1 protein-coding gene is annotated in these 1,074 nt (G+C 36.9%); it reads left to right on the top strand.

The genetic code is table 11. The features are described from left to right. Positions 1–363 precede the first annotated feature (363 nt). A complete protein-coding gene (locus tag ACFIJK_RS09300; RefSeq protein WP_375627592.1) occupies positions 364–891 on the top strand; it encodes an antA/AntB antirepressor family protein in 528 nt (175 codons plus the stop codon). Positions 892–1,074 lie beyond the last annotated feature (183 nt).

The raw sequence follows: 1,074 nt of genomic DNA, 5'->3' as shown, positions 1-1,074 counted from the left end.
TTAAGGAATGCAATAATGAAAAAGAAATACGAATTTACTGATGAAATCGATATAATCTATTTGCGTCAATTTTCAAACTTTTTATTTGACAATATACTATCAGTATGTCTATTGTCGAATCAGGTGCTTGAAAAACACCTTAAATGCATAGCGGATGAATTGCCGAAACAGTTTATTTTCCGCACATTAAAGGCTTTGACTCGTTGTATGTTACACGCATATAATGACTTTGTCGGGTGTAGTTACGCTATACAATACTCTTTATGGGGAAAGCGTAACGACGGACTATGCACCGTGTTTTTCAGCACCCGGCATCCTTTATTGGATGTCAATGAAAAACATCTAACTGCATAGGAGTTCATTATGAACACTCTTATAAAAATCACAGAGCAAATCATTGATCAGGAAACTGTTCAAACCGTTAATGCGCGTGACTTGCATGCATTTTTGGAAAGCAAACAAGATTTCTCTACTTGGATAAAAAAACGCATCATTGCTTATTCTTTTCTTGAAAGGCAAGATTTTATCCGCTTCCACAAAAAAATGGAAGCGAACAATGCTATAGCAGTAGAATATCATCTCACCCTAGATATGGCGAAAGAGCTTTCCATGGTTGAACGTAATAAAAAAGGACGCCAAGCACGTCGTTACTTTATTGAATGTGAAAAGAAACTAAAACGCCAATCTGTTGATTATGACCATGATACACGCTTTGATTTGCCAAGTTATTGGGAAGGTATGAATGCTGGTGAAAAAGTTTTGTATCTTCTGGGTCCAATTCATGTTCGTCTTCTTGATGCCTTCAGAGTAGATGAAGAGAACAGAAAATATAAAGCCCTCATTAAAGAAGCAAAACAGGTCTTAGAAAGATCTGTCGTAAAAGCTGCTTAGTTTAAAATATGATTTCATTTCCTCGTCTTTTCAGACGGGGAGGTGGTCAATATAACAGTCTCTAGAAACAGGATTGTAAAAACCAAACAACCATTTTTCAAAACAAGCGTGATTCACGCCACGGGGGAATTGCGCTCAAATAGGAGGAAATCAAGATGAGGGAACAAAACACTAACCTAACAG

This window comes from Bartonella sp. PS17NMGDW (assembly GCF_042193555.1).
Lineage (GTDB): Bacteria > Pseudomonadota > Alphaproteobacteria > Rhizobiales > Rhizobiaceae > Bartonella > Bartonella grahamii.
This window is presented reverse-complemented; position numbering and strand designations above follow the sequence as displayed.

Bases quoted from the DNA above. Each gene is read 5' to 3' on its own strand.
- ACFIJK_RS09300 (WP_375627592.1), top strand. From the start codon at position 364: ATGAACACTCTTATAAAAATCACAGAGCAAATCATTGATCAGGAAACT.